The sequence below is a fragment of the Micromonospora sp. H61 genome (assembly GCF_018070325.1).
In the GTDB taxonomy this organism is placed as follows: Bacteria; Actinomycetota; Actinomycetes; order Mycobacteriales; family Micromonosporaceae; genus Micromonospora; species Micromonospora salmantinae.
Genome location: NZ_JAGPXY010000022.1, coordinates 36,943 through 59,464 on the forward strand (window position 1 = coordinate 36,943; position 22,522 = coordinate 59,464).

Annotated in this window: 20 protein-coding genes, 2 tRNA genes and 1 pseudogene; 12 read left to right on the forward strand and 11 right to left on the reverse strand. The window is 68.6% G+C overall.

The window, feature by feature from the left end; all coding sequences use genetic code 11:
* Nucleotides 1-77: 77 nt before the first annotated feature.
* The 4 genes from KBX08_RS13885 (at nt 78) to KBX08_RS13900 (ending at nt 6,943) form a co-directional block, all read left to right on the forward strand.
* Complete coding sequence (locus KBX08_RS13885; RefSeq protein ID WP_210783905.1) at nt 78-2,933, forward strand: PQQ-dependent sugar dehydrogenase; 2,856 nt, start codon at nt 78-80, stop codon at nt 2,931-2,933.
* Nucleotides 2,934-3,008: 75 nt separating this feature from the next.
* Nucleotides 3,009-5,114 carry a ThuA domain-containing protein gene (locus KBX08_RS13890; RefSeq protein WP_210783906.1) on the forward strand — a complete coding sequence of 702 codons (2,106 nt, stop codon included), beginning with the start codon at nt 3,009-3,011 and terminating at the stop codon, nt 5,112-5,114.
* A 105-nt stretch (nt 5,115-5,219) separates the two neighbouring features.
* Nucleotides 5,220-5,723: a sensor histidine kinase gene (locus tag KBX08_RS13895; RefSeq protein ID WP_210783907.1), complete on the forward strand. Its 504-nt coding sequence runs from the start codon at nt 5,220-5,222 to the stop codon at nt 5,721-5,723.
* Nucleotides 5,724-5,935: 212 nt separating this feature from the next.
* Nucleotides 5,936-6,943, forward strand: a complete 1,008-nt coding sequence (locus KBX08_RS13900; RefSeq protein WP_030488695.1) for a sugar phosphate isomerase/epimerase — start codon at nt 5,936-5,938, stop codon at nt 6,941-6,943.
* A gap of 64 nt (nt 6,944-7,007) precedes the next feature.
* Here the strand turns inward: KBX08_RS13900 and KBX08_RS13905 are convergent, their stop codons facing one another.
* On the reverse strand, nt 7,008-7,412 hold the full coding sequence (locus KBX08_RS13905) for a hypothetical protein (protein WP_091409037.1): 405 nt from the start codon (nt 7,410-7,412) through the stop codon (nt 7,008-7,010).
* 261 nt (nt 7,413-7,673) lie between these two features.
* Between KBX08_RS13905 and KBX08_RS13910 the strand changes: the two genes are divergently transcribed.
* The 8 genes and pseudogenes from KBX08_RS13910 (at nt 7,674) to KBX08_RS13945 (ending at nt 13,655) form a co-directional block, all read left to right on the forward strand.
* Nucleotides 7,674-7,746 (forward strand) — tRNA-Asn (locus KBX08_RS13910).
* 109 nt (nt 7,747-7,855) lie between these two features.
* Nucleotides 7,856-9,973 carry an MMPL family transporter gene (locus KBX08_RS13915; RefSeq protein ID WP_210783908.1) on the forward strand — a complete coding sequence of 706 codons (2,118 nt, stop codon included), beginning with the start codon at nt 7,856-7,858 and terminating at the stop codon, nt 9,971-9,973.
* A complete protein-coding gene (locus tag KBX08_RS13920) occupies nt 9,963-11,201 on the forward strand; it encodes an FAD-dependent oxidoreductase (RefSeq protein WP_210783909.1) in 1,239 nt (412 codons plus the stop codon). The genes KBX08_RS13915 and KBX08_RS13920 overlap by 11 nt, the downstream gene beginning before the upstream one ends.
* A gap of 127 nt (nt 11,202-11,328) precedes the next feature.
* A tRNA-Ile gene (locus tag KBX08_RS13925) sits at nt 11,329-11,405 on the forward strand.
* A 109-nt stretch (nt 11,406-11,514) separates the two neighbouring features.
* On the forward strand, nt 11,515-11,769 hold the full coding sequence (locus KBX08_RS13930) for a hypothetical protein (RefSeq protein ID WP_210783910.1): 255 nt from the start codon (nt 11,515-11,517) through the stop codon (nt 11,767-11,769).
* The gene (locus KBX08_RS13935; protein WP_210783911.1) at nt 11,766-12,167 is read left to right on the forward strand and encodes a type II toxin-antitoxin system VapC family toxin; all 402 of its coding nucleotides are present in this window, start codon (nt 11,766-11,768) and stop codon (nt 12,165-12,167) included. Before KBX08_RS13930 ends, KBX08_RS13935 begins: the two co-directional genes overlap by 4 nt.
* Before the next feature lie 934 nt (nt 12,168-13,101).
* A pseudogene (locus KBX08_RS13940) lies at nt 13,102-13,477 on the forward strand (DUF5753 domain-containing protein).
* Complete coding sequence (locus KBX08_RS13945) at nt 13,467-13,655, forward strand: DUF397 domain-containing protein (RefSeq protein WP_210783913.1); 189 nt, start codon at nt 13,467-13,469, stop codon at nt 13,653-13,655. Before KBX08_RS13940 ends, KBX08_RS13945 begins: the two are co-directional and overlap by 11 nt.
* A 398-nt stretch (nt 13,656-14,053) precedes the next feature.
* Here KBX08_RS13945 and KBX08_RS13950 read toward each other — a convergent pair whose 3' ends face one another.
* From KBX08_RS13950 to KBX08_RS13995, 10 genes are all read right to left on the reverse strand, one after another.
* Nucleotides 14,054-15,967, reverse strand: a complete 1,914-nt coding sequence (locus KBX08_RS13950) for an EAL domain-containing protein (RefSeq protein WP_210783914.1) — start codon at nt 15,965-15,967, stop codon at nt 14,054-14,056.
* A complete protein-coding gene (locus tag KBX08_RS13955) occupies nt 15,954-16,574 on the reverse strand; it encodes an RNA polymerase sigma factor (protein ID WP_247669388.1) in 621 nt (206 codons plus the stop codon). Before KBX08_RS13955 ends, KBX08_RS13950 begins: the two co-directional genes overlap by 14 nt.
* A complete protein-coding gene (locus KBX08_RS13960; RefSeq protein ID WP_247669373.1) occupies nt 16,574-16,867 on the reverse strand; it encodes a hypothetical protein in 294 nt (97 codons plus the stop codon). The genes KBX08_RS13955 and KBX08_RS13960 overlap by 1 nt, the downstream gene beginning before the upstream one ends.
* Before the next feature lie 319 nt (nt 16,868-17,186).
* Entirely contained in the window at nt 17,187-18,224 is a 1,038-nt protein-coding gene (locus tag KBX08_RS13965) for a hypothetical protein (RefSeq protein ID WP_210783917.1), read from the reverse strand.
* A 42-nt stretch (nt 18,225-18,266) separates the two neighbouring features.
* Complete coding sequence (locus tag KBX08_RS13970; RefSeq protein ID WP_210783918.1) at nt 18,267-18,971, reverse strand: TMEM175 family protein; 705 nt, start codon at nt 18,969-18,971, stop codon at nt 18,267-18,269.
* Between the two features lie 90 nt (nt 18,972-19,061).
* Nucleotides 19,062-19,253: a hypothetical protein gene (locus KBX08_RS33815; RefSeq protein WP_238686921.1), complete on the reverse strand. Its 192-nt coding sequence runs from the start codon at nt 19,251-19,253 to the stop codon at nt 19,062-19,064.
* Between the two features lie 340 nt (nt 19,254-19,593).
* A complete protein-coding gene (locus tag KBX08_RS13980) occupies nt 19,594-20,046 on the reverse strand; it encodes a hypothetical protein (protein WP_210783920.1) in 453 nt (150 codons plus the stop codon).
* Nucleotides 20,047-20,103: 57 nt separating this feature from the next.
* Nucleotides 20,104-20,736 (reverse strand): dihydrofolate reductase family protein, encoded by a 633-nt coding sequence (locus KBX08_RS13985; protein WP_210783921.1) that lies wholly within the window; start codon nt 20,734-20,736, stop codon nt 20,104-20,106.
* 37 nt (nt 20,737-20,773) lie between these two features.
* Nucleotides 20,774-21,358: a hypothetical protein gene (locus KBX08_RS13990; protein ID WP_210783922.1), complete on the reverse strand. Its 585-nt coding sequence runs from the start codon at nt 21,356-21,358 to the stop codon at nt 20,774-20,776.
* 90 nt (nt 21,359-21,448) lie between these two features.
* Nucleotides 21,449-22,417 carry a GlxA family transcriptional regulator gene (locus tag KBX08_RS13995; protein WP_210783923.1) on the reverse strand — a complete coding sequence of 323 codons (969 nt, stop codon included), beginning with the start codon at nt 22,415-22,417 and terminating at the stop codon, nt 21,449-21,451.
* Nucleotides 22,418-22,522: the final 105 nt, after the last annotated feature.

Consider the following 22,522-nt stretch of genomic DNA (forward strand, 5'->3'; position numbering starts at 1 on the left):
CCCCACCACCGCTACGGCATCCGGCGCGACGGCGCGCGCCCGGCCTGGCAGTCACACGTCAGGAAGGGACAGCACAGATGTCCATGAAGGACGCTCCCAGACAACGGTCCCGACGATGGTTCTCCGCCGGATCCGCGCTGCTCCTGGCGGTCGCCGCCGGCACTGTCACCTTCGCCGCCGGCTCGGCCCCCGCCCAGGCACACACGATCGTCGCCAGCGACTTCCAGCAGGTCGAGCTGGCTCGCGGCGTGACCGACATGGGTGAGCCGATGTCGCTGGCGGTGCTGCCGGACCGCTCGGTCCTGCACACCGCCCGCAACGGCACCCTGCGCCGCACCGACGCCAACGGCACCACCTCCGTGATCGGCACCCTGTCGGTCTACAGCCACGACGAGGAGGGGTTGCAGGGCGTCGGGATCGACCCGGGCTTCGCCAGCAACCGCTACATCTACCTCTACTACGCCCCGCCGCTCTCCACCCCCGGCGGGGACGCGCCGGCCACCGGCACCGACTTCTCGGCCTGGAACGGCGTCAACCGGCTCTCCCGGTTCACCCTCAACTCGGACTTCACGCTCAACCAGTCCAGCAAGGTCGACGTGCTCGACGTCCCGGCCAGCCGGGGCGTGTGCTGCCACGTCGGTGGGGACATCGACTTCGACGCCGCCGGCAACCTCTACCTGTCCACCGGCGACGACACCAACCCGTTCGAGTCGTCCGGCTACTCACCACTGGACGAGCGGACCAACCGCAACCCCGCGTACGACGCGCAGCGCAGCGCCGGCAACACCAACGACCTGCGCGGCAAGATCCTGCGGATCAAGGTGAACGCCAACGGCACGTACTCCATCCCGTCGGGCAACATGTTCGCCCCCGGCACGGCCAGGACCCGGCCGGAGATCTACGCGATGGGGTTCCGCAACCCGTTCCGGATCAGCGTGGACAAGGCCACCGGCGTGGTCTACGTCGGTGACTACGGGCCGGACGCCGGCTCCACCAGCTCCACCCGCGGGCCGTCCGGCCAGGTGGAGTTCAACCGGGTCGCGGCACCGGGCAACTACGGCTGGCCGTACTGCACCGGCACCAACACCAGCACCGAGACGTACAACGAGTTCGACTTCGCGACCAGCGCCAGCGGCGCGAAGTACAACTGCACCGGCGGGCCGACGAACAACTCGTTCCGCAACACCGGCCTGACCACTCTGCCGCCGGCCCAGCCGGCCTGGATCCGGTACGCCGGTGACGCCGGCACCCCGACCGAGTTCGGCGGCGGCTCCGAGTCGCCGATGGGCGGCCCGGTCTACCGGTACAACGCCTCGTCGACCTCCACCACCAAGTTCCCGCAGTCGTTCGACGGGCAGTTCTTCGCCACCGAGTTCGGCCGGGGCTGGATCAAGCCGATCCACGTCAACTCCGATGGCTCCCGGGGCACCATCGACACCTTCCCCTGGGTCGGCAAGCAGGTGATGGACTCGGCGTTCGGCCCGGACGGCGCGTACTACGTGCTCGACTACGGCACCGGCTACTTCAACGGTGACGCCAACTCGGCGCTCTACCGCTTCGACTACGTCGGCGGCGGCAACCGGGCGCCCACCGCGAAGGCCAGCGCCAACCGCACCTCCGGCGCGGCCCCGCTCGCTGTGACGTTCTCCTCGGCCGGCTCGGCCGACCCTGAGGGCGGCGCGTTGACCTACTCGTGGGCGTTCGGTGACGGGACCACCTCGACCGCCGCCAACCCGACGAAGACCTACAGCGCCAACGGCACCTACACCGCCACGCTGACGGTGCGCGACCCGCAGGGCGCCACCGGCAGCAGCAGCGTGCAGATCAGCGTCGGCAACACCGCGCCCACCGTCACGATCAACAACCCGGGCAACGGTCAGCTGTTCGGCTTCGGGGACACGGTGCCCTACAGCATCACCGTGACCGACCCGGAGGACGGCACCATCGACTGCACGAAGGTCAAGATGACCTACGTGCTCGGGCACGACCAGCACGGGCACCAGATCACCTCGAAGACCGGCTGCTCGGGCTCGATCACCATCCCGGTCGACGGTGAGCACGACGACGCGGCCAACATCTTCGCGATCTTCGACGCCGAGTACACCGACGCCGGTGGGCTGACCACGCACACCCAGCACACGCTGCCGCCGCGGCACCGCCAGGCCGAGTTCTACGGCACCTCGTCGGGGATCAACGTGTTCAGCAAGACCCCGGCCGAGGGTGGCAAGACCGTCGGCGACATCAACAACGGCGACTGGATCGCGTTCCAGCCGTACCGGCTGGGCAACGTCACCTCGTTCAACGCCCGGGTCTCCTCGGCGGGCGCCGGCGGCACCCTCCAGGTCCGAGCCGGCTCGGCCACCGGCACCGTGCTCGGCTCGGCCACGGTCCCGGTGACCGGCGGCTGGGAAACCTTCACCACCGTCACCGGGACGATCAGCAACCCGCCGACCGGCACGACCACGCTCTACCTGACCTTCGCCGGGTCGGGCACCGGGGCGCTCTACGACCTGGACGCCTTCACCTTCGTCACCGGGACGCCCCCGGCCGGTGGGCCCGGGGCGATCAAGGGCCTCGGTGGCAAGTGCCTGGACGTGCGCAACGCCGCCACCGCCGACGGCACGCAGATCCAGATCTACACCTGCAACGGCAGTGCCGCGCAGACCTGGGCGGTCACCCCCAACTCCACGATCAAGTCGTTGGGCAAGTGCCTGGACGTGTCGGGCGGCGCCACCGCCGACGGCACCAAGATCCAGCTCTGGACCTGCAACGGGACGGCCGCGCAGAACTGGGCCGCCCAGGCCGACGGCACGCTCCGCAACACGTCGTCGGGCAAGTGCCTCGACGTCTCCGCCAACAGCTCCGCTGACAGCACGGTGGTCCACCTCTGGACCTGCACCGCCGCCGCCAACCAAAAGTGGACCCTGCCCTGAGCTGGCGGGAGGGGCCCTTCGACAACGCCTAGTGTGAGGCGAGGGGCCCCTCCTAACCGCAATTAGGAGAGCGATATGCGCAGACGCCTGCGACCCGTCCTCGGTGCGGCCATGGCCGCACTCGCCGTCATCGCCTGCACCACCCCGGCCACCCCGGCCAGCGCCGCCGACGCCCCCTACGACGTGCTGGTCTTCTCCAAGACCGCTGGTTTCCGGCACGACGCGATCCCGGTCGGCATCCAGACCATCCGCGACCTGGGTGCGGGCAACAACTTCACGGTCACCGCGACCGAGGACGCCGCCGCGTTCACCACGAGCAACCTCAACCAGTACGAGGCGGTCGTCTTCCTCAACACCACCGGCGACGTACTCAACGCCAGCCAGCAGACCGCCTTCGAGTCGTACATCGGCTCCGGCCGCGGATACGTGGGTGTGCACGCCGCAGCCGACACCGAGTACGACTGGCCGTTCTACGGCAACCTCGTGGGGGCGTGGTTCGCCTCGCACCCCGCGATCCAGCAGGCCAACATGAAGGTGGAGGACCGGGGCCACGCGGCCACCGCTCACCTGCCGCAGACCTGGACCCGCACCGACGAGTGGTACAACTACCGCACCAACGCCCGGTCGAGCGCCCACGTGCTGGCCACCCTCGACGAGTCGTCGTACTCCGGCGGCGGGATGGGCGCCGACCACCCGCTGAGCTGGTGCAAGAGCTACAGCGGCGGCCGGTCCTTCTACACCGGCGCGGGGCACACCCAGGCGTCGTACGCGGAGGCGGGGTTCCGGAACCACCTGCTCGGCGGCATCCGGTACGCCTCCGGTCGGAGCAAGGCCGACTGTCGGCCCGAGACCGGCTACACCCCGCTGTTCAACGGTTCGACGGCCGGTTGGTCACAGGCCGGCCCGGGCAGCTTCACCAACACCGACGCCACCCTGACCTCGGTGGGCGGCATGGGGCTGTACTGGTACAACGCCAAGCAGTTCACCAACTACTCGCTGAAGATGGACTGGAAGCTGGCCGGTGACGACAACTCCGGCGTCTTCATCGGCTTCCCGCCGTCGAGTGACCCGTATTCGGCGATCAACAACGGCTACGAGGTCCAGATCGACGCCACCGACGCGGTCGACCGCACCACCGGCGCGATCTACACGTACAAGGCCGCCGACATCGCCGCCCGCGACGCGGCGCTCAACGCGCCGGGGGAGTGGAACACCTACGAGCTGCTGGTCGAGGGGGAACGGCTGCAGGTCTTCCTCAACGGAGTGAAGATCAACGACTTCACCAACACCGACCCGGTCCGCTCGCTCGCCGGACACATCGGCATCCAGAACCACGGCACCGGTGACGACACCTCCTTCCGCAACATCCGGATCAAGGAGTTGGGCACGACCCCGCCGCCCACCGGCACGATCCAGGCCGAGACCTTCAGCTCGGCCAACGGCGTCTCCGCGTTCACCAAGGAGGGCGCCAACGGTGGGCAGACCCTCGGCTACATCGAACCGGGTGACTGGGCCGCCTACAACGGGGTCAACCTGACCGGGGTCACCTCGTTCACGGCCCGGGTCGTCTCCGGCGGCGCGGGTGGCGCCATCCAGGTGCGCACCGGTTCGGCCACCGGCCCGGTGCTCGGCACCGTCGCGGTGCCGAACACCGGCAGTTGGACGACCTACGCCAACGTCTCCACGGCGCTGACCAACGTCCCGTCCAGCACCCAGAACCTCTACCTCACCTTCACCGGTAGCGGCACGGGGCTCTTCGACCTGGACGACTTCACACTGGTCAAGGGCGGCGGCGGCACTCCCGGGGTAGGCCCGGTCAAGGGTCTCGCCGGCAAGTGCCTGGACGTGCGCAACGCCGGCACCGCCGACGGCACCCAGATCCAGATCTACACCTGCAACGGCAGCACCGCGCAGACCTGGACCGTGGCCGGCTCGACGATCAAGGCGCTGGGCAAGTGTCTGGACGTCTCCGGTGGTGGCTCTGCCAACGGCACCAAGATCCAGCTCTGGACCTGCAACGGCAGCGGAGCGCAGAACTGGGCTGCCGCGTCCGACGGCACCCTGCGCAACCCGTCGTCGGGCAAGTGCCTGGACGTCTCCGGCAACAACTCCGCCGACAGCACCATCGTGCACCTCTGGACCTGCCTCAACGCGGCCAACCAGAAGTGGACCCTGCCCTGACCGACTGACCCCGGAGGGGCCACGGCTCACGTCGTCGGCCCCTCCGGCCCAGCCGGCCTGACCGCCGCCGACCGGCTCACAGCGGGCTGCCGTACCTTGACCTGCATGGGGTTGTTCGCGCAGTGGCGTGGGACGGTGCTGGCGCGAGGCCATCAGCTGCTCGGTGCGCTGGGCCGGGCCGACGAGCCCGACGACCCGTCCGAGCCGGCGCCCAGCCTGAACCGCCTCGACGCGCTGGTGGAGGGCTTCACCGCCGGTCAACCGGTGCGCTGGACCATGGCCGGGCAACCCCGACCGCTGCCCGGCCCGGTCGACGTGGTGGCGTACCGGATCATCGAGGAAGCGCTGACGAACGCGTGCCGGCACGCGCCGGGCGCTCCGGTCGGGGTCCGCCTGCGCTACGACGCCGCGGGCATCACCATCGAGGTCCGCGACGAGGGCACCGGTCCCGCTCCGTCCGGCGGCGGCAGCCAGGGCGTCGGTCGGGGTCTGCTCGGGGTACGCAGGCGCGCCGAACGGCTCGGCGGCACGTTCTCCGCCGGCCCACGCGTCGGTGGTGGCTTCACCGTACGGGCTGTCCTGCCCGCGCCCGAGGAAATGATCGGATGATCGGCCGACTGCGGGGCTTCCCCGATGGGGTGCTGCGGAAATAGGGTGGGGGTCGGCGACCGTGCTGGTGGCCGGTGACCCGGTGGGAGGCGCAACCCGCCGGGCTCAGGTGTGTTCCGCACCCACCGGTGACCGCTCGGGTGCCGCGCACGTCCGGTCACCCTCGCCCCGGTCCGCACAAGGAATCCCCATCACACTAGGGGAGAAGGACAATGGCGCGACCCATCACGCTCTTCACCGGCCAGTGGGCCGATCTTCCGTTCGAGGAGGTCTGCCGGCTCGCCTCCGAGTGGGGCTACGACGGTCTGGAGATCGCCTGCTGGGGCGACCACTTCGAGGTCGACAAGGCGCTCGCCGACGACTCGTACGTCGAGCGCAAGCGGGAGACCCTCGCGAAGCACAACCTTGAGGTCTTCACGATCTCCAACCACCTGGTTGGTCAGGCGGTCTGCGACCACCCGATCGACGAGCGGCACCAGGACATCCTGCCCGGCCGCATCTGGGGCGACGGGGAGCCCGAGGGGGTTCGTCAGCGGGCCGCCGAGGAGATCAAGGACACCGCGCGGGCGGCGGCGAAGCTCGGGGTGAAGACTGTCGTCGGCTTCACCGGTTCGTCGATCTGGCACACCCTCGCGATGTTCCCGCCGGTGCCGCCGTCGATGATCGAGCGCGGCTACCAGGACTTCGCCGACCGGTGGAACCCCATCCTCGACGTGTTCGACGAGGTGGGAGTGCGGTTCGCGCACGAGGTACACCCCAGCGAGATCGCGTACGACTACTGGACGACGAAGCGGACGCTGGAGGCGATCGGCAACCGGCCCGCGTTCGGGCTGAACTGGGACCCGTCGCACTTCGTCTGGCAGGAACTCGACCCGGTGAACTTCATCTTCGACTTCGCCGACCGGATCTACCACGTGGACTGCAAGGACGCGAAGGTGCGTACCGGCGATGGCCGGCGCGGCCGGCTCGCCTCGCACCTGCCCTGGGCCGACCTGCGGCGCGGTTGGGACTTCGTCTCCACCGGCCACGGCGACGTGCCCTGGGAGGACTGCTTCCGCGCGTTGAACGCGATCGGCTACACCGGCCCGATCTCGGTCGAGTGGGAAGACGCCGGAATGGACCGGCTGGTCGGCGCCCCGGAGGCGTTGCAGTTCGTCCGCCGGCTCGCCTTCGACGCACCGAGCGCCGCCTTCGACGCGGCGTTCAGCAGCAAGGACTGACCGCACGTCGGACAGACCACGGGCCGGTCGCCCTGCGGCGACCGGCCCGTCGACGTGCGATTGGTCAGAGCGTGCTGGCGTTCGTGCCCGAGCCGGACGGCTTGGTGCGGGGGTTCGTGGACGACGGCGACCCGGAGGTCGTGCCGACCGTGCTGGTGCCCGCCTTGGCGCCCACTGTGGCGGGCGTGCCGGCGAACGCGTCGTCGGCGGCGGTCAGCTCCTGCTTGCCGGTGCTGCCGTTGGTGGTGCCCAGCTTCTCGCCCAGTTTGGTCTGGCCGAGCTTGTCCTTGCCCTCGCTGTAGAGCTTGTTGGCCTGGGCCTGCGCGACCCCGGCCGCCTCCTGGACGGTCGGGTGGTCGAGCACCTTGCGGCCCTTGACCACAAGCTCCTCGTACTTTTCCCGGCCGGCACGGGCGCCCAGGACGAATCCCGCAGCCAGCCCGCCAAGAAACATGATCTTTCCGCGCATGGCGGCTCCTTCCGTACCTGACGCGCCGTCACCCCGGCGAGTTGCCCCGTCGGAAGGCGACCTGTTCGCGCCTGCGTCCTCTGTCCGCAGCTAACTACCCATCCTGCTCTCCGCTCAAGCATTGTTGTGCCGGGATGGCGATTTACCCCTATTGTCAATGCGACGGCGGGGAGGCAACCCACTGGACCACCACCGGGGGATGTCCTGTACTCTTGTCCCGTCGCAAGGCGTCGGGGAGATCCGAAGTCGGGCGGAGCACGATCCCCTGTAGCTCAATTGGCAGAGCAGCCGGCTGTTAACCGGCAGGTTATTGGTTCGAGTCCAATCGGGGGAGCTTTTCCACGTACGCCCGTCAGCCACCGGCCGACGGGCGTTTTCGTGTGTGTGTGACCCGGTTTCACCCACCCTCGACCTGCTTGCCCGGCAGGATGGGGTGAGTGCGGATGTCCGGACGAGGCGGCAAGGCCACGCTGATCGCGGTGGCGGTCGTGCTGGCCTGGTTGGTGATCGGCGGCGTGTCCGGCCCGTACGCGGGGCGCCTCAGCGAGGTCGCCACCAACGACAACGCCGCCTTCCTGCCCACCGACGCCGAGGCGACCCGTGCCCAGGACCTCGCCGGCGAATTCGTCGACCGGCAGACCATCCCGGCTCTGGTCGTCTACGAGCGGCCCTCCGGGATCACCGACGCGGACCGGCAACGGGTCAGCGCCGACGCCGCCCGGTTCGCCCAGATACCCGGCGTGGTCACCCCACTGCCCCCGCCCATCCCGAGCGACGACGGCCAGGCACTCCAGGTCGTCGTACCGGTGGACGACGCCCAGGGCGAGGAGATCGGCACTGTCGTCGAGCGACTGCGCGACATCACCGGCGGTGACCGCGACGGCCTCACCGTTGACGTCTCCGGCCCGGCCGGTCTGCTCGCCGACCTGATCGAGGTCTTCTCCGCCATCGACGGACCACTGCTGCTGGTCACCCTGGTCGTGGTGCTGGTCATCCTGCTGATCGTCTACCGCAGCCCGGTCCTCTGGATCTTCCCGCTGCTCGCCGCCGGGATGTCGTACGCCCTCGCCTCGGTCTTCGTCTACCTGCTCGCCGACGCCGACGTGGTCAAGCTCAACGGGCAGGCCCAGGGCATCCTCACCGTGCTGGTCTTCGGCGCCGGCACCGACTACGCGTTGCTGCTGATCGCCCGCTACCGGGAGGAGCTGCACCGGCACGACGGCCCATGGGACGCCATGAAGACCGCCTGGAAGGGCGCCGCGCCAGCCATCATCGCGTCCGGCGGCACCGTCATCGTCAGCCTGCTCTGCCTGCTGCTGTCCAGCCTCAACTCCAACCGGGCACTCGGCCCGGTCGCCGCCATCGGCATCGCCGCCACCCTGCTGGTGATGCTCACCTTCCTACCCGCGCTGCTGGTGCTCGGCGGACGGTGGGCGTTCTGGCCCCGACGGCCCCGAGCAGACCAGGCCGACCCGCGCGCCGAACACGGCATCTGGAGCCGGGTCGCCGGCTTCGTGGCCCGGCACGCCCGCCCGATCTGGCTGACCACCGCAGTCGTGCTGGCCCTGCTGACGCTCGGCCTCACCCAGCTCGGCGCCACCACGCTCGGCCAGTCCGACCTGTTCACCCAGCGCACCGACTCGGTCGACGGCCAGGAGGTGATCTCCCGGCACTACCCGGCCGGCACCGGCAGCCCGGCCACCATCTTCACCACCGAGCAGACCGCCCGACAGGTCGCCCAGGTGGCGAAGGACGTGCCCGGGGTCGCCGACGTCCGCCCCCTTCCGGCCGGCCCGCAGACCGGCCCACCCGAGGAGAACGCCGCCCCGAAGGTCGTCGACGGGCGGGTGCAACTGGAGGCGACCCTGGCCGACCCACCCGACAGCGACGGCGCCGAGCGGACCATCCGCGAGCTGCGGGTGGCCGTACACCAGGTGCCCGACGCCGACGCGGTGGTCGGCGGCTTCACCGCGATCAACGTGGACACCTCGGACGCCGCGAAGCGCGACCAGAACGTCATCATCCCGGTGGTGCTGGTGGTCATCGCTGTCATCCTGGCCCTGCTGCTGCGCGCGCTGCTCGCCCCGCTGCTGCTGATCGCCACAGTGCTGCTCAGCTTCGCGGCGACCCTCGGCCTCTGCGCGCTGCTGTTCCGCCACGTCTTCGACTTCCCCGGCGTGGACTCGTCGTTCCCGCTGTTCGCGTTCGTCTTCCTGGTCGCGCTCGGCATCGACTACAACATCTTCCTGATGAGCCGCGTCCGCGAGGAGTCGGTCAAGCGCGGCACCCGCGCCGGAGTGCTCGCCGGCCTCGCCGTCACCGGCGGGGTGATCACCTCCGCCGGAATCGTGCTCGCCGCGACGTTCTCCGCCCTCGCCGTCCTGCCACTGGTGGTGCTCGTCGAGTTGGGTACGGCGGTCGCGATCGGGGTACTGATCGACACCATCATCGTCCGGTCGCTGCTGGTGCCCGCACTCGCGTACGACATCGGGCCGAAGATCTGGTGGCCGGGCCGGTTGTCCCGGGCGAACGGTGAGCGGGAGGCGCGCGGTGCTGGCTGAAACCGATGTGGTCATCGTCGGCGGCGGCCTGGCCGGCCTCGCCGCCGCCCGCCGGCTGCACCGCGCCGGCGTGCCCTGGCTGCTGGTGGAGGCCGAGGGCCGGCTCGGCGGCCGGGTCGCCACCGACGTGGTCGACGGTCACCTCATCGACCGGGGCTTCCAGGTGCTCAACACCGCCTACCCCCGGCTCGGCACGCTGCTCGACACCGACCAGCTCAACCTCGGCCACTTCACCTCCGGCGTGCTGGTCCGCAAGGGCGACAAGCTGCTGCGCCTGGTCAACCCGCTGCGCGAACCGACCGGCGGTCCCGGCACCGCGCTCGCCGGGGTCGGCTCCCTGCTCGACCGGCTGCGCTTCGCCGCGCTCGCCACCGGGTGCGCCACCCTCCCCGCGTCCCGGCTGCTCGACGCGCCGGAGACCAGCACCGAGACGGCGCTGCGCCGCGCCGGCCTCTCCGACGCCATCATCGAGGAACTGCTGCGACCGTTCCTGTCCGGTGTGTTCATCGACCGGGAACTCTCCACCTCAAGTCACGTGCTGGCGATGGTGCTGCGCTCCTTCGCCCGCGGCCGGATCGGCCTGCCCGCCGAAGGGATGGCCGCGCTGCCCCGGGCCATCGCCGCGCCGCTGCCGGCCGACCTGCTCGACCTGGACACCCCGGTAGCCGAGGTCACCCCGGGCCGGGTCCGCACCCAGGCCGGCGACATCCGCTGCCGGGCCGTCGTGGTCGCCGTCGACCCGCCCGCCGCGGCCGCGCTGCTGCCGGCCCTGGCGACGGTACGCATGCACAGCTACACCACCTACTACCACAGCGCTCCCGAGCCGCCGCTCACCGAACCGATCCTGCTCGTCGACGGCGACCGACGCGAACTCGTCGCCAACACCGTGGTGCTCAGCAACGCCGCCGCGACGTACGCGCCCACCGGACGGCACCTGATCGCCACCTCGGTGGTCGGCCCCACGGCCCCACCCGAGCCGACCATCCGGGCCGAGTTGACCCGGCTGTACGGCCGCTCCACCGCCGACTGGACCCACCTCACCACGGTGGCCATCCCCGAGGCGCTACCCGCCGCGCCACCGCCACAGGGACGGCTGCGCAAGCCGGTGGCGCTGGGGGAGGGCCTGTTCGTGGCCGGTGACCACCGCGACAGCCCATCGATCCAGGGCGCTCTCACCAGCGGCTGGCGCGCCGCCGGCGCCGTACTGGACGAGCTGCGCGCCGGCTGACAGGCGTACCCGAGCACGCTGTTATATTCCTGTTGCCCATCGTGCTGGCGCAGGCGCAGGCGTGGGCGCCGGCCGGCTCGGTGCTGGCTGCTGACCGCCGAGCGGGATAAGATCCGGCGCGGTGTTCGGGGCGGTAGCTCAGCCGGTTAGAGCAGGGGACTCATAATCCCTCGGTCGCGGGTTCGAGTCCCGCCCGCCCCACCAACTTCCTGACCTCTGGCTCTTGACTGAGCTGCGATCGCCATGGGATCCGTTGACCGAGGGATCGAGCCCTTCCAGGGCAGCGAGGCGCTGATGCATGCATAATGAATGCATGGTTGCTATCCAGATTCGGGACGTCCCGGAAGAAGTACGAGACGCCTTGGCTGCCCAGGCCAAGGCGCGCGGGCAGTCCCTTCAGGCGTACCTGCTGGAGTTGGTGGAGACGCAGGCTCGACGTCTGCGCAACACGGCGACCCTCGATCGCTTCGCCGGCCGGTCTGATGGCACTCGCGCCCTTCCGGGGGAAAGTGCCGCCGAGCTGGCAGACCAGCGGGAGCAGCGGGGGCCGTGGGGTAGCGCCGCATGATTGTCGTGGACGCCTCAGTCCTGGCTGATGCGTTGGTCGACGACGGGCCGGTAGGCGACGCGGCGCGGGCGGAACTGACCGGAGATCCGCACTGGGCGGCGCCAGGCCATCTTCTGGTGGAAGTCATGTCGGTGATCAGGGGCAAGGTCCTCGGTGGCAAGCTCGGCCCTGCCCGCGCTCAAGAGGCCGTCGACGCTCTGCCCTCACTGGTCATCGACGAGGTTGAAATCTCGGGTTTGCTCGACCGAATGTGGCAGTTGCGGAGCAATGTTACGGCGTACGACGCAGCCTATGTCGCGGCGGCGGAGTTGATGACCTGTCCACTTGTGACCGGAGATGGTCGGCTCGCCAAGGCCAGCGGTGTCCGCTGCGAAATCCGACTACTTGCACCGTCCTGACGACGGCTGCCACGGATCATCGGCCCGTGCCTGGACGCGGTGGTACGAGAACGCCACAGTGTCGCCGAGGTCGCGTACGAGCGTTGCCTTGCCTCCGAGGGGTAACGGAGAGAGGGCTGATGGGCGACTTCCATGACTGGAACGACATCCGCGCAGAGCTACACGACGGGGACAACGACGCGCTCGATGTGGAACGTGCCCGTACCGAGGCGTGGGTCAGCGCGTTTCACCTCGCTGAGGAGCGTAAGCGTCTCGGTCCGCCCCAGCAGTAGGTGGCCGAACTGATGGGGTCACACCCGCCAGGTGGGTCAGATCGAGAACGGCGATCTTGAGGCTAACGAGATGGCGCCCGACTCTGAGCCGGGTATGCAGGAGCGAGCCTGGACGAGTAAGTCCTAACCTGGCTGGGGCCGTGGGTGCAGCCGGCGGTCGGCGGTGATCGTCGGTCGCCTCCGTCGGGGGCGGACACGTATTGAGCGGTATACCTCAGAGGTATGAATATGACTTTGAGGTATACCGCTCAACAGCACATCGACATGCCGGGTCAGCCAACGCGCATGCTGGAGGTTGGGCGTAAGCGATCAGGGCGTCAGATCGCTTAACCTCAGCCACATCGAACGACACCCGCGTCCGACCACACCGGGGCGCAGAATCACGACATGCCTCGATTTATGCCCGCTTCATCGCGCTCCGGGCCGGGAGCTACGCAGCTCCGCGAAGCGAAGGGCCTGACCGGTGAGGGAGTGGCGGAGACCGTCGCCTGCTCACCGTCTCGATCGCGTACGGCGTCCAGATCGATGAGGAGCCGGGAACCTCGCTGCTCGATCAGGCGTGCGGTCCGCGGGAGGACGGCTGGTGGTAGCGGCTTGGTAGCAAGTACGCCACCTACATCGCGTACGAGATCGAGGCCGTGGAACTCAAGAACTTCGAGCCGATGCTCGTGCCCGGTCTACTGCAGACCGAGAGCTATGCCCGCGAGGTCAACGTCATCGGCCGGGAGACCGACCAGGAGACCATCGACCAGCGGGTTTCCGCCCGGATGACCCGACAGGAGGCCGAACGTGACGATCCAGGTGCTGCGCTTCGAGGCCGGCGCTCACCTGGCGGACAGCAGCGGCTTCGCCCTGCTCAGCTTCGAGCGGGACGAGCCGCCACTGGGCTACATCGAAACCCTGGCTGGCGAGCTGTTCCTTGAGTCGAGCCGCGACCTGGCGCGGCTGTCGGCGGCGTACGACAATCTGAAGACGCTGGCGCGGTCACCTGTCGAGTCGATCAGGTTCATCAAGGAGCTGAGCAAGCATGGAACGTAACGCCTGGCGCAAATCGAGCCGTTCCGGCAGCAACGGCCAGTGCGTGGAGGTGCGCGACCGGCGCGTCCAGGTCGACGTCCGCGACTCCAAGGCGCCCGATGCCGGGACGCTGAGCTTCGCGCCCGCCGCCTGGGACGCGTTCGTCGACACGATCAAAACGAACGCCGGCCGCCCCTGAGTGGGAGGGGAGGGCATTGACGGCTGCCGTAGACAGGATGGTGCCGCCAGCCTCTCCGGCTGGGCTCTGGCCTGCTGGCGATATCGGCCTAGCCACCCGGCAACACTGGCCGAAGGCAGGCCTCACGTCTTAGCTGGGCTTGATGGCGTGCGAACTGCACGAGCAGCTGAATCAGCCGGTGGGCATCGCCGAGGTCAGTGGCCTGGAAGGCGACGTCCGACCGCCGTCGACGCGGGCCACACCCGGCGCCAGAACGTCGAGGTCGACCATGTAGGGCCGTACAGATCGACCTCGACGTCTAACCGCCCGGCCATCTTCGCCGGGGACCGATGCGTGACGGGTGATCGCATCGACGGCACCGTGGCGCGGCCGCGTTGGCTCACGTCTCTGGCTCCTACTCAGCCCATGGCGGTCTGCTGCGGCGGGAGCCGCAGTTCGAGTTCGATCGTCCGCACCGGCTTCTCGGGGCTCACCGCGATAGGTTCGGGTCGTCCGGTCTTGTAGCCCTGGGCGAAGTCGACTCCACACCTCTTCAGAAACTCGAGCGTCTCCTCGTCCTGGACATATTCAGCAGCAACACGGATGCCGAGCGTGTGGCACAGCTCCACCAGCTTCGAGACGACGGCCTGGTCGGCAGGCGACCGGCAGAGATCGACGATGAAAACCCCATCGATCTTGACCAGATCCACCGGAAGGTATTTCAGGTGAGCGAGGGCGCCGTATCCCGTACCGAAGTCGTCCAACGCGAGGTGGCAGCCGATCTCTCTGATACCCGTTGCGAAGGCGAGGGCCTCGTTGCGGTTCTCGATGAGGGTGGTTTCCGTGATTTCGAAGGTCAGGCATTCCGGCTTCACCCCGTGTCGGCGGATCGCCTCCGTCACGTAGGTGAGCAGCCCTGGGTCGGCGAGGGACTTGCCGGAGATGTTGACCTGATAGTGGGAGGTCTGGGCCCCGCGGCCGATCAGTTCGAGGGCATGGTCGATGACCCACTTGTCCACGGTGAGGATTTCGCCGACGCGCTCCGCCATGTCGAGGAATGCCCACGGTGCCACGGACTCGCCGGTATCGTTCCGAACCCGCAGAAGGATCTCGTGGCGAGTGACCTCGTTGAGGCGGAGGTCGACGATGGGCTGGGCGTAGAGGGCGAACCTGTTGGCAGACACTGCCTGTCGTACCTGCGAACGGCATTTGTCTATCCGGTCCCTGGGCGCCACCGGCTTGTTGAGTACGGTCGTCGGGATGCCGCTGCGGCGCGCGTCGCGGGCTGCGTGTTCGCCGTCGATGAGCAGGTCGAATCCGGTGGCGACGACCCCGGTCCCGAAGAGCACCAGACCAGCCCACGTGTTGAGGCGCAAGGTCTTGTGCTGAACGCTGAACAAGTGGCGGCGGAATGTGTCGACGATCCGAGCCGTCAGCGCCTCCGGAGCTTCCGCGTGCTCTTCCGCCGGAGCGAGGAGTACGCCCCACAGGCCGGGTCCGACCAGACCGCAGGTCACCTCGTCGCCAACGATCGTTCGCAGGTGCTGTGCGACCTCTGCCGTCAGCTGGTCGTGGTTCTCGTCGGTGAGCGCATCGGGTAGCCGGGTGGTGGGTTCGGTTGCTACGACGATGAGTGCACCGCCGGTGGTGCGGCGGGCTCGGTCGACCTCGTCGGTCAGGTAACTGCGGGTCGGCAGCCCGGTGACAATGTCCAGCGCGGCCAGGTCGGCACAGAGCATTTCGTTTCGAGTGGTGAGCCGGCGACGCTCTTGCCGGGCGAGTTCGAGTGCGGTGGCATCTGCGCCGGTGGCGATGATCCCTGATGGTGCGCCGTCGGTGGTGAGTATCTCGATGTGGCAGTGAACGTGGCGAACGGCGCCACCCGGCTGGATCACCCTGAACGTGACCTCGTCGGGGCGGCGGCGGTCCCATGCCGTCCGCACAACCTTGCGAACCGTCCCCACGTCTGCGGGATGAACGAGGTTGGCGAGCCTTTCGGGCGTGAGGCGCAGCGTTCCCGGAGCATGCCCGAAGATCATCGCCATCTCATCCGACCAGGTGAGGTGCCCGAAACCACCGGACTTCCCTCCACCGGTCGTCCAGGTGACCGTGCCGAGCTTCGCCAGTTGCGCGGCACGGGCGACCCTGGTCGCCTCATCGACAACCGCGGTCAACGGGTCGACGAGGTCGGCATCGACAATGATCTCGTACCCGTCGACGACGGACAGGTCGTACTGGCCCTGCGCCGCCCGCGCCACGCGGCGTGCCCGGGCGAGTTCCAGAGGACTGGGTTGGCCTGTCTCGGCCAACGTGAGAATGTCATCGAGGTCCACGGCTGCCTCCCTGCCGCCGGCGGCTCTCCGAGTCCGTATAGCCGGCCTCCTCGGCCAGCTCACGCAGGCGCTTCTTGGCAGCGAGCTTGTAGGAGCGGATGCTGGTTTCGGCCAACCCGAGGATGCGCGCGATCTCCTGGTTGGAGAATCCCTCGCGAGACATCTGGAACACTTCGGCATGCCGCGACGGCAGGTGGTGCAACCAGGTCCTCAGCGTCTCCTGCGCTTCCCATGCGTCGGCGATGTCCGTGTGCGGTGCCGGGGGCAGATCTTCCGGCGCTACCGCGGCTTCGCGCTGACGTCGGTGCAGCTCCTTGCGAATCTTGTTTCGAGCCGTGATGATCACCCAGCCGATCGGCTCGGTGTAGGTACGGATCTTGAACCACTGGACCCGCCCGTGCAGGTACGCCTCGTTGAGAGCGTCCTGAACCACCTCGCGGTCCCAGCACGCCGCCCGGAGAATCCGCTCCACAGTGTGGTAGCTGACCTCGGCGAAAGCGGCGAACTCCTTGTCGTGCTCTGCTTTGAGGCGCGCGGCCTCCGCCCTGCGCGCCGCTTCACTGTCGACCGGCTCTGGTGTCAGGGCGGCGGTGCCCTCCACCCCCATCACGCGGCCTCCCTGGTGCCATCGCGCCGCGCCGTGTCGCGGCTGCCCAGCTCCACCTCGCGATGCCCGTCCCGATCACGCTCCACGATCCGCACGACGTCGTGATCAGCCTCCGCCAGCCTGATCAGCCAGGTCGCCCGGGCGGCAGTTCGTGTCGACGCCTCACGCTCCTCGTGCAGACGTGTTCGGTGCGCAACGTATGCGCGTACCAACCCTGCCGCCGTTCCGGCGATGGCTAGAGCCAAGGCCAACGCTCCGTGATCGGAGACGGCCGTCGCCAGCGTTTCGTTCATCATTTCCCCTCGTCATCCCCGGTTAGCTAATTACTATCCGTGGCGAGGGGCGAATGTAGATGTCTAACCGTCCACAATATTCTGCTTGATCAATGATCAAGTGTTTGAGCTGCTAAAACTCCCCAAAGTCATGCTACCGGCACGTCGAGCGAGGGGATCTCGCTCCGCCCCCACGCCCCACGGTATGGCCCCTCGACTACTGTGGGTGAAATTGGGATCACCTGGGCCCGGTGCTTGAGGGCGGATCCCGCAGGACCGGACTCAGGACTGAGAGCTACCAGCGCGGTCCTTGGGTCGACAGCCGCTCCGTGTGCCGCGCCTACGGGTGGTCCAAAGGAGGGTGGTCCACATACTCGCCGAACGGCTCGATGGACCCATCCCAACCATTCCAACCCTGTTGAGTGATCTGCCGATCGGCGTAGGTGTACGACCAGCGGGCGCCGTCCTCGCCCTCGATCTGGACGGTTCCCGAGCGAACGAACGGCGCGATCGCGACGTAGAAGGCCGTTGTCTGGTTCGACCACTTGGGGTCGCCCTCGTCGTCGTACCCGAACTCGATCCAGTCTCCGTCGCGGACGATTGTGGCCCTGGCCGGATCGGCCAGGTCGACCAGCGTGCCATTCGACGGAAACTCATCCGGCCCGTACCAGCCGCCTCGTCCCGCCAGGGCGGCCTGAACAGCGGCGACCGCAGCGGCGTCGTCCGACTCCGGGAGGTGCAGACGGCCTGAGGGCATCACCGTGTATCCCACGGCACGCACCCTACAACGGTCGATGTCCACCACGCCCCAGCCAGGATCCGGTGGGGCGGCTGTCGCATAGGTGGAACTGGCCAGGGAGGTCGCAGCAGCCTTCGGCGTGGAGGTCGAGGGCGGGGGCGTTGAGGGTGGACGGCGCGAAGTAGGACGGGTCGGGGTGATAGTCAGTTTGGTGCCGGTGCCACCTGGTGCGTCGAAATCGTGGACTGGACCGGCGGGGCCTAAGCCGGCGAGGTCCTGATGCTGGGCGTGGCCTGCCTGCCAGGTCTCGATCACGGAGTGGGTGCTCACAGCGGCGGCTGCGGCCTGGACCCAGCGGTAGGAGGTCAGGAGGGATCCGTAGTAGCCGGCGGTTGAGCCGTCCGGGCCGGTCGGCCAGTTGTCGATTATCGACAAGGCGAGGTCGTCGAGGATCTCCGCGGTGACCTCGGGTGGACCGGTGGGCGCGACTCTCGGGCCCGGGTGGAGTGAGGCTATGACGACTGCGGTCAAGACGCTGGTCGCCAGGTGCGCATCGGCCCCGAAGTACATGCCTGGCCGACGGCGGACCGACTCGTCGAAGTCCAGGACCGTGATGTTCGCTGCGGTGTACTCACTCACGGGCTAACGGTGCCCGAACCGGCAGGGAAAGAGAAGGTCGGTCTACGAGCCACCCTGACTCTGCGCGCGGGTGCGTTGAATGCTGCCGACCTCGCCTTTGATCGGCAGCCAGTAGAAGGGGATGAACGCGATGACCACTACGAGGCCCACGACCGGATGAAGTGCGCCCAGTGCGGTCCCGACGGCGATCCATAACGGCGCGGGGCGGAAGCGTCTGCTGATCGCCCGGGCGGTGTCGTTGTCGGTGGTGGAGGTCAGCAGGCGACGGCCGTGCCTGGCGTACTCCCAGATCACGTTGAAGAGGATGGCGGCCACCACGTAGGTGGCCCCGTAGAAGATGAGTGCGGTGCGCTTGCCGTGGCCGGACTCGAACGCGTGGGCCAGGAGAGACGAGGCGAACGGCAAGAACGCGATCACCATCAGCAGCAGGGTGTTGAGCAAGAGCAGCATGCGGTCGGCCGAGCGGATGTGGTCGAACATGACGTGGTGGTTCACCCACATCTGCCCGATCAGCAGGAAGGTGATGGCGTACGCCACGTATGAGGGCCACAGTTCGATGAGACCGCGGAGCAGGTGCTCGGTGTACTCCGGCGGCTGGATCTCCAGGACGAGCAGGGTGACGGCGATGGCAATGACCGCGTCGCTGAAGGTGACTGCCCGCTTCGGATCTCGTTCCGCACCGATCGGGTTGCTGGATCTGGTCGCGCTCGTCGTGGAGGCGCCGCGCGCCGCGCGGAACCAGCGCATGAGCCTCCCCCACTGTGAGAGCACCCGGTCACGCACCGCGGGCAGGGCTGCCCACGGTGGTCATCCACGAGCCTTCCGGTGCCGCGGCCGTCACCGTTCCCTGATCCGTTGCCGCCACCACGCCTGCGCGTGCCACGGACTCAGCTCGGCAGCTCGGGGGTCGGGCAGCGTCTTCCGGAGAAACTCGTCGTCCAACGGGTCGACGACACGCCGCAACTCGCGGGAGGCGGCCGTTGGCAGTCGGCGCATCGCGTCGCCCAGGACGTCTCGCTGGTACAACACATCGCAACCCGGACAGGGACAGTCATCCCCTAGATCCAGCCACCGTCCCGAGCGTCGAATGGCGCGACGGTAACCGGCCAGCGCTGTCGCTACTGGAACGAAACCCGGATGGGTGCCTTCGAGCCTGGCGATCGCCGCGTTCGCGCCGTTCGACAGACCATCGATGGGGCGGAGCTTGCCCGCATTCCGCCCGGCCGACTTGAACAGTGCGCGCAGCGCACCGGGTGACCTACGCGCCATGGACCTTTCGGGGCTGAGTCATGACGAGCACCTTGCCACACCACGGCCAGGCCCCGCCAACCGATTCGCGCTGTGGTGACGCCGCCTGGATGAGTCGGCCTCAGCCGATGTTGAGCAGCAACACCTGGTCGTCGCGGAGTTCGGTGACGGTGTCGCGCAACAGCCTCAGCGTGTCCAGACCGGCCGCGCCGCTTTCCTCGAAGTCCACCCCCATCTCCTCGAAGTGGGCGACCAGGTCCTCCGCGCGGTGCGCGCCGGGATCGAGCTGATCCAGTAACCCTGCGGCTGGAGTGATGAGCGTGGTCAGACCGTACGCGCTGTTGATGGCCTCCGACTCGGCATTGAACTCCGACTGGTCCAGGTCGATGCCACGCTCCTCCAGATAGGTCAGGACGTAGAGCATGCAGTAGCCGGACCAGTCGTACTCCTGCCGCGTCTTGCTCCCGTGTTCGGCCAGGTACGTGTGGAACGACGACGGCGATGTGCGGGCCAGGCGGGCCAGCTCGGTGATGCTGTCCCTGGGGACCACTGTCAGTGAGGCGATAGCAGACAACGCATCCTCCGTCGTACGACTCTGCCGCTACGGCTTTCCGCCGGCTCGTCGGGCAGGCTACCGAGAGGGAGTGACGAGCACGCGGTAGGTGACGTGCAGGACCGTGCTAGCCGCCCGCGCCGTCATCTGTTCGAGGTTCAGCGGTGGGACGCCGTCGAACAGCCGCACACCGTCGCCGAGGGTGAGCGGCACTATGTGCAGCCGCAGTTCGTCGACCAGACCGGCGGCGAGGTACTGGTTGATGGTGGTCGAGCCGCCGTGGATCAGGATGTCGCCGCCACCGGCGGCCGCGCGGGCCCGCGCGAGTGCCGACTCGATCCCGTCGGTGACGAAGTGGAAGGTGGTGCCGCCCTCCATCGGCTGCGGCTCCCGCGCGTGGTGGGTGAGCACGAACACCGGCTTGTGGAACGGTGGGTCGTCACCCCACCAGCCGTTCCACTGCCGATCCCACTCGCCACGCACCGGGCCGAACATGTTGCGGCCCATGATGACCGCTGAGGCGGCGTCGCTCAGGGCGAGTTCGGCCTGGTTCTCCTCGGCGGCGTCGAACATCCAGGCGTGCAGCCCACGGCCCCAGCCGTCACCGCCGTCGTCGCCGAACGGGCGATCCTCGCTCTGGTTGAGCCCGGCCGAGTACCCGTCGGCGGAGATGGTCTGGTCGGCGATCACCCTGCCGTTACGTGTGTTCATTGCGGATTCTCCATTGGCGTCGGTGTGTGCCGGGTAGTCAGCCTATGGCCGCGATGATCAGTGCGATGCCCACGCCGACGTCGACGATCGCGCAGAATTGCGCCCACGAGCGAGTCACCACGAGGTTGACGCGGTAGTGGTAGGCGTCCCAGATGCCGTGTGCCAGGAACCCGACACCCGCCACGGCGGTCCCCACCTGCGGTTGCGTCGTCGCGGTCAGCAGAGTGATCGCGCCGAACACCATCATGCCGGCGGTCTGCACCGAGAACGTCCGGGTCGGGCTGGACCGACGTCGAGTTGCCGCCCAGACCCACAAAGGCACCAGCAGCAGCGTCATCCCGACCGCCGGATCGACCGGCAGCGCGAGCAGCCGTGCCAGCAGGTGCAGGCCGGTAACCACGACGCTCAGGATGACGAATGCCAGCCACGCGGTCCACGGCCGGCCGAGGGCGTACGCCATGAGGTAGATGCCAGCCATGGTGGCCACCGCCGGCCCGAACAGTTCCGCCTGCTCGTTCACCAGGCCGATCACCGTGACCGCGCCCGCGACGACGGCGAGTGCGACCGCGATCGGCCACCGGTCGGCCAGTCCCGGCCGGCGCCTTGACGACTGCTCGGTCATGACCAGGATCCTGCCGACGTCGCCACGGTCGGCGTCGCTTCGGGATCGATCGTGTCCGAATCGCTGGGACCCTGGGCCGAAGCCCTGGCATCAACCCGTGGGCGCCGCCTGCGCCGCCCGGTAGCGGGCGGGTGGCATCGCGTACCGGTCGACGATCGCCTGCCGCAGTGACTCCGGCGAGCCGAATCCGCACCGTCGTGCCACGGCCACCAGCGGTAGAGCGGTCGAGGCCAGCAGTTGCGCGGCGGCCTCGGTTCGCACCCGGCGCACGTAGCGCCCCGGCGTCTGCCCCAGATGCTCGACGAACAGTCGGGACAGGTGACGCTCGCTGACGCCGGTGAGCCGGGCCAACGCCGCAGTGCTCAGGTCGTCGGCGAGGTGGCTGACGATGTGGTCGCTGATGTCGCGGACCATGACGTCGTCGGTGGTCCGGCGGGCCAGGAACATGCTCATCTGGGCCTGCCCGCCGGGCCGCTGCAGGTACGCCACAGTGCCCATCGCCACGCCCCTGGCCAGGGCAGCGCCGTGATCCTCCTCGATGAAGGCGAGGGTCAGGTCCAGGGCGCTCGTCATGCCACCCGAGGTCGCGAGGTGGCCGTCCCGGACGTAGATCGGTTCGGCGTCGACCCGTACGTCAGGAAACCGCTCCGCCAGCTTGTGGGCGTACATCCAGTGTGTGGTGGCCCGCCGGCCGTTGAGCAGGCCGGCCTCGGCCAGCACAGTCGACCCGGTGCAGACCGACGCGACCCGTTCCGCGAGACCGGCCAGCCGCCGGACGTGGCTGACGAGGTGCGGGCTCGCCGCCGCCTGCTCATGCCCACGGCCGCCGGTCACCAGCAGCGTGTGCACCGGCCCGGTGAACCGTTCTAGGCTCGCCTCGCCCGTCAGCCGCAGGCCGGAGTCGCAGGTGATCTCCCGCTGACCGGGGGTGGCCAGGACGATCCGGTACGGCGGCGCGGCGCCGATCCGGTTGGCGATGTCGAGACTGGACGTGACGCAGGCGATGTCGAGCAGCTCCGCCCCGTCGTATCCGACGACGAGGATCACCCGTTCGCGCATGGCCACAGCGTAGCTACCCCCTGGGGGTATTGAAAGTGCCGACAGCCCCATTGGGCCGCTGGATCTTGTCCAGTGCGCGACGAACAGAACGAGCATGCCGGGCTG